Raw genomic sequence first — 6,339 nt, 5'->3', positions numbered from 1 at the left:
TTCTGTGGGATACATAGATGATGCTGGTCTTGCTTTCTTTTGCGATTTTATTGACCAATGACACCAATAATGCCGCGGAGGTATCATCAAGTCCCACTGTGGGTTCGTCCAAGAGTAACAAAGGGGGATGTTTGACCATGGCCCTGGTGGTCATCACCAAACGTTTTTGGCCCAAGGTCAAATCGTGAAAATGGGTATCTTTCAGATGCCACATCCCTATAAGTTGTAACCACGCTTTAGCCAGCCTCAATTGGGCTTCGGTAGGCCGTACGTATAAACCTACTGAATCTAGAATGCCCGAAATCATCATATGTTCCAAAGAATGGTACCCTGTGAATGTATCGGTCATCGAAGGTGTAAAGTAGCCGATGTTCTTTTTTATGTCCCAAACGCTTTCGCCACTGCCTTTTTTATGTCCGAATAGATAGAGTTCCTGACCATAGCCCTTTGGGTTCTCTCCGGTAATCATCGAAAGGATCGTCGTCTTTCCACTTCCGTTGTTACCACTGAGCTCCCAAAACTCCCCTTTCCCAATTTCCCAAAATATGTTCTTTAAAACAGGTTTCTCATTATAACTGACATTGACATTCTTAAGGGTGATCAACGTGTCTTTCGCATAGGATGTGGGTTTCAAAGGTAATGGAATTTTATCCGTAAAGGGTTGTTTAGGTTCTGATGGCATCAAGGATCTTAGGCTTGTCAGCCCCACGAGGGTATCACCGACAAGTTTGGCGTAGCGGGTGATAAAGGGTAAAAGATCATCCTTTCTACTGATGATTTGGATGATTGTAATATTTTCTGAGATGTGAGAAAGTTGTTTTCGGAATGCTTTCAGGAATTGTACGTCAAGATTATCAAAGGGATTGTACAAAACCAAAAAATCAGGTTTTGATCGTAGTAGGTGGTCAAGTAGTACTTTTTTTTGTTCCCCGCTCGACATGGATTGTAAGCTTTGTTGGCGCTCATAGGTAATGCCACTTTTACCGTGTCGGCTTTCTTCATCGATCAATTGGATCAGGGTCAATTTCGAGAATAAAGCTCCCTGCAATCCTTTCAGCGCAATGAAAGTTGGGACATTCCCTGCTATTAATTCGTCGATAAATTCCTTCGTTCCCGACGCATTGTCAATGAATATGGCCCAATGTTCTTCTTTTTTCATTCCGTGTACCAATACGTTGTTAAATATACACCGAATGGGAGGCATTTAAAAGGGTATTGGGCAGGGGTTGTCCCTTGGTTTTCAACAGGCCATTCTGTCATGAATATGGGATGGATTTTTTGTGTGTATCCCACATAATTCTTTTTGTTATTTGATTATTATAAGGTACTTTCCATGTTCGGTTCAGCCGACTAAACCAGCATTGAATGGAAGAAAGAATAACACTCGAAACCGTAGAGAAAGAAATGGGCAAAGCGTATAAAGGCCTTCGATATTTGCTGGAAGCCTTGTATGAAGTATTGCGCGAGAATCATGAGGATAAAATTGCCAAAGCCATTCCCTGGATCAATACGGATACGCATCAAGAAATTGCCATCAATCCCAAAACCCTGCAATTGTATTCGCTCGTGTTTCAATTGGTAAATATGGTAGAAATCAATAATGCCGTCCAAAACCGAAGAGCGCTCGAGGATATTGATCTTGCAGGTGTAAATGGGCTGTGGGCGTCTAACCTTAAAAACATAAAGGCTGCTGGAACGAAGGCTGAGGAAATCATACCCGTTCTCAAGGAAATAGCCATAGAACCTGTTCTTACCGCGCATCCTACCGAGGCCAAAAGAGCCACGGTGTTGGAGCATCATCGGGAGCTATACTTGTTATTGGTGAAGTTAGAGAACACCATGTATTCAAAACATGAGAAGGCACATATTCGTAATACCATAAAGCTTACCCTGTATCGCCTTTGGAAAACAGGGGAGATCTATTTGGAAAAACCCGACGTGGAATCCGAATTGCGAAACATTGTGCATTATCTGGTAAATGTTTTCCCTGAGGTCATACCGATCGTGGATCAACGGTTAGAACAGGCAGTGCAACTGTTGGATCTAAATAAGGAAGTTATTCAACGTAACCATGCTTATCCTAAAATCACCTTCGGGAATTGGGTAGGAGGGGACCGGGATGGGCATCCTTTGGTAACCGCGAATGTTACGCAAAATACCTTGTTGCATCTAAGGCTCAATGCTTTTGTGGTCATCGGCAGGAAATTAAATGAATTGGTTCGGCGACTAAGTTTCAGTATCGGGGTAGAGCAATGTTCCAAGGACTATCAAAAACGCGTGCACGAAATGGTATCGGAATTGGGCGATCGCGGAATCCAGACGTTCGAACGAAATATAGGCGAGGCCTTTCGGCAAATGATTTCATTGATGATCGCAAAATTACCGGTGGATACCGAGCGGGGACATGCAACAAAGTTGTCCAAAACCGAAGGTGCATATATTCATTCCTCCCAGTTACGATCGGATCTTGAATTGTTGCAAAAAGAATTGGTGGATTATGGCGCAAGGTCCATCGCATTTGAGGATGTGACTTCAGCCCTGCGTATTGTAGAGGTTTTCGGCTTTCATCTTGCCGCCTTGGACATACGTCAAAACAGTACCTTTCATGACAATGCCATCGAACAACTTTTAATGGCGGCCCATTGGAAGGAAAGTTCTTTTAAGGACTGGGATGAGAAAAAAAGAATATCCTTTTTGTTGGAAGAATTACAACATGCGAGGCCTTTTGTTCATGGTAAAACCCCCCTCGAAAATGAGGCGAAAACGGTAATGGAATGCTATCGAACCATTGAGGAGCATACGGCCACGTATGGTTTTAACTGTATTGGATCGTTCATTGTGAGTATGACGCGTTCCTTCTCAGACCTTATGACCGTTTATCTCTTGGCCAAGGAAGCCGGCCTGACTTTTATGACCAAAGAAGGCCTGGTCTCAAAAATACATGTGGTACCCCTTTTGGAAACCATAGAGGATTTGGAACATGGCCCCGTTATTTTGAAAGCTTATTTTTCGAACCCAATCGTGCAAAGGTCCTTAAAATACCATCAGGAACAACAAGGTCTAAAAAGGCCTATGCAACAGATCATGATAGGGTATAGTGATAGCAATAAGGATGGTGGCATCATGTCAAGTCAATGGCATTTATATAAAGCCCAATACAAATTGGCCCAGTTGGGCGAAGAGTTCAATATCGATATACGGTTCTTTCACGGTAAGGGAGGTTCTATTAGCCGAGGATCCGGTCCTACACATTATTTCATCAAGGCACTGCCGTATAAATCTCCGAACGGAAACTTACGCCTCACCGAACAGGGGGAGACCATTGCCCAAAAATATGCGCACAAAGTGAATGCTGCTTTTAATTTGGAATTGTTGGTGGCCAATACCCTAAGTAAAACAATGTTGGATAAAAACAACGAACGCAGCTATCATGCCAATGCTGATATTATTGAATGGTTGGCCGAAGAAAGCAAAGCGCAATATACGAACCTTATAAAGTCCGATGGTTTTATTGAATATTTTAGGGCGGCAACCCCTATCGACGCCATTGAAACCAGTAAAATCGGTTCTCGGCCCTCAAAGAGAACCGGTGCCAATACCTTGGCAGATTTGAGGGCAATACCCTGGGTATTTTCATGGAGCCAGGCCAGTTACCATATGACCAGTTGGTACGGGTTAGGTTCTGCCTTAAAAAAATTGAAGACCGAACGGCCCAATGACTATCAAGAACTGAAACATGTGATTGAATCGGATGCCTTTCTGAAATATGTATTTAGCAATGTGGATAGTAGTCTTGTTACCACCGATGAGAAAACCATGAAACTGTACTCAGAACTGGTGCCAGATCCAGCATTGAAGCATATGTTCCTTTCAAGATTTTTGGACGAATTGAAATTGATGCATCATTACATGGATGACTTGTCAGGAAAACCAATCGAGGAAAGGAGAAAAGATCTTTACTATTCCAATCATTTAAGAATGCCCTTGATGGACCGTTTGCATAAAAAACAAATCGAATTATTGGGTAAGTGGCGAAGGGAAAAAACCGAAAACCCTGAAGCCGCCCATAACACCCAGATAGAACTTATGCTTACCATCAATGCCATTGCAGGAGCCAACCGAAATACGGGCTGATGGGTTTGGATTTGCTGGGTACGCTAAAACCGATTGGCGCTATTGGATGCTTACGCGAAAGATAGCAACCGGATTGTTGTGGTAGGTTGTGGTCCGATCCAATACCATTCCATTTTTAATGGCCACGGTTTGCGACGCCATATTATGAATATGGATGATGGAAATCAAGGATTTAGCCAAACGATTTTCCTTCGCAAAAGACCTGCATTTTTGTGCAGCTTCAGAGGCATAGCCTTTATTTCTATACGCAGGGAGTATGGAATACCCTATTTCGAGCTCTTGTTGATTATCAACCGTTTGTACCAATAATCCGCATTGCCCAATGAATTGCCCGTTATGCTTATCAACTAGGGCATTCAAGCCACCAAGGTGGTGCTCATAGCGGTAGAAAACCTTATCGAACCATTTTTGGCAGGCTTCCTCGGGATTTAAGGATGCTTCGGACCAATGTTGGGTGCTGCTTGGATCTTTGTGAAATGGGAGCCAGGTATCAAAGTCAGAGGGCATTAGCTTTCGATAGCGCAATCTTTCAGATTCCTCACCGATCAATAGATACGCCACGGCACTATAATTTATTGAACGCGACGCGATCACCTACTTCCAACAACCATTTTTCAGAAAGGCCAGCGTTTACTTCCAAGGCATATTTTACAGGGACTTTTGAAGGCAGTAACGTTTCATCAAAAGGTTGGGCATTTTCCTGAAAACTTGCGATTTTAAGATTCGCATCCAAAAAGATAATATCCAAAGGGAATTCGGTATTCTTCATATGAAAATAATGTTGTCGAATATCTGGAAAGCTGAAGAGCATTCCTTGATTTTCCGACATACCCTTACGATACATGAGTCCGGTTTCCGTTTCATAATCCGAATCGGCGATCTCGATATCCAACGTGGTAATGACAGAATCGGTTGCTGCTTTGTAGATGGTCAGGATACCTTCTTTGGTGAAAGTCACGGTTTCGGTTTTGATTGTTTTCTTTGCACCATCCTTGCAAGCAGCAAAGAATATTAGGGAACCTATTAAAATGGATACTTTGAGCGAATTTGATTTTATCATGGCCTTCTGACTTTCGATTATGACCGATTATTGCTTGGTCTCAGCATAAAATAAAGCCCTATGATAATAAAAGGAATGCTCAACCATTGTCCTGTTGATAATAGCCCCAAGGTTTCCTCGAAACCCCCTTGACTTTTCTTTACAAATTCGACAAAGAACCGTATGGTCCAAAGCAATACAAGGAACAACCCAAAAAGATATCCCAATTTATTTTTCTTGTCGGTCTTCCAATAGAGGTAATACAATAGTATAAATACAAAAATATAGGCTACTCCCTCATATAATTGGGCGGGATGCCTATACGGTATTTGGGCCAAATATTCTGAAAATTGGGCATTGTTCGCAATGGCATCATAGGCCGCATTGACCGTTTTTTCCTTGGTAATGGCCAAGGCCTTTGACGGATGCATGTCATCTGAATCACGAATGAACTTTGTTGCGAAAATAAAGGACTCATCGGTCACTTTGCCGTTGATTTCCGAATTGAAAAAGTTACCCAAGCGAACACAAAAAGCGCCGATAGAAACCGGTATAACAACGCGGTCCAAGATCCAGAGCAATTTGAATTCAGGAAATTTTCGGGTATAAAGATACATGCCTACTATAATGCCTATAGCCGCTCCATGACTTGCCAATCCCGTAAAACCGGTAAATTCATATCCATTGATGATTCCGAAAAGACTGCTATCGGCACTTTCGCGTATTGGTAACAATATTTCGGCGATATGGTTTTTGTAATAGGGCCAATCGTAGAAAAGTACATGCCCTAACCGCGCACCCAACATGGTCGATAATACCGTATAAATAAAAAGGGAATCCAACTGTTCCACGGTCTTTTTCTCATGGGTAAAAATCCGTTTCATGATGAACCATCCAACGGCAAAGGCAACAATCCAGAGCAGATTGTAATATTTAATCTGAAGGAAACCTATTTTGAACAATGTTTCATTAGGATTCCAAATAAGGCTTAAGAAGTGCATACGTAAAATTTGAATGGCTAAGATACTAAAATTGATGGCTAGACCGCTTTGCTTTTATAAAATAGATCGAAGACTCAGGGCAGTACGATGAGCTTTATCACGTTTTTGAATTAAAGGATGTAATGCCCAATTAGACAGGCTCGATGCGATAGAAAGGCACTGGAT

The 6,339-nt window shown here is 42.3% G+C and carries 5 protein-coding genes; 1 reads left to right on the top strand and 4 read right to left on the bottom strand.

Annotated elements, in window-relative coordinates:
- On the bottom strand, positions 1-1,159 hold a 1,159-nt coding region (locus tag WBM98_RS11685; protein WP_424366200.1), incomplete at its 3' end, for an ATP-binding cassette domain-containing protein.
- A 206-nt stretch (positions 1,160-1,365) separates the two neighbouring features.
- Between WBM98_RS11685 and WBM98_RS11680 the strand changes: the two genes are divergently transcribed.
- Complete coding sequence (locus WBM98_RS11680; RefSeq protein WP_424366199.1) at positions 1,366-4,134, top strand: phosphoenolpyruvate carboxylase; 2,769 nt, start codon at positions 1,366-1,368, stop codon at positions 4,132-4,134.
- Positions 4,135-4,173: 39 nt separating this feature from the next.
- On the opposite strand, the gene WBM98_RS11675 is transcribed toward WBM98_RS11680, so the two are convergent.
- Genes WBM98_RS11675 through lgt form a run of 3 tightly spaced genes read right to left on the bottom strand, consistent with a single transcriptional unit; the run spans position 4,174 to position 6,174 of the window.
- A complete protein-coding gene (locus WBM98_RS11675) occupies positions 4,174-4,695 on the bottom strand; it encodes a GNAT family N-acetyltransferase (protein ID WP_424366198.1) in 522 nt (173 codons plus the stop codon).
- 4 nt (positions 4,696-4,699) lie between these two features.
- On the bottom strand, positions 4,700-5,194 hold the full coding sequence (locus tag WBM98_RS11670; RefSeq protein WP_424366197.1) for a DUF192 domain-containing protein: 495 nt from the start codon (positions 5,192-5,194) through the stop codon (positions 4,700-4,702).
- Between the two features lie 17 nt (positions 5,195-5,211).
- Positions 5,212-6,174, bottom strand: coding sequence for a prolipoprotein diacylglyceryl transferase (lgt, locus tag WBM98_RS11665; protein WP_424366196.1), 963 nt, complete (start codon positions 6,172-6,174; stop codon positions 5,212-5,214).
- Positions 6,175-6,339: the final 165 nt, after the last annotated feature.

It is taken from the genome of Maribacter sp., from assembly GCF_049667165.1.
Classification (GTDB): Bacteria; Bacteroidota; Bacteroidia; order Flavobacteriales; family Flavobacteriaceae; genus Maribacter_A.
This window is presented reverse-complemented; position numbering and strand designations above follow the sequence as displayed.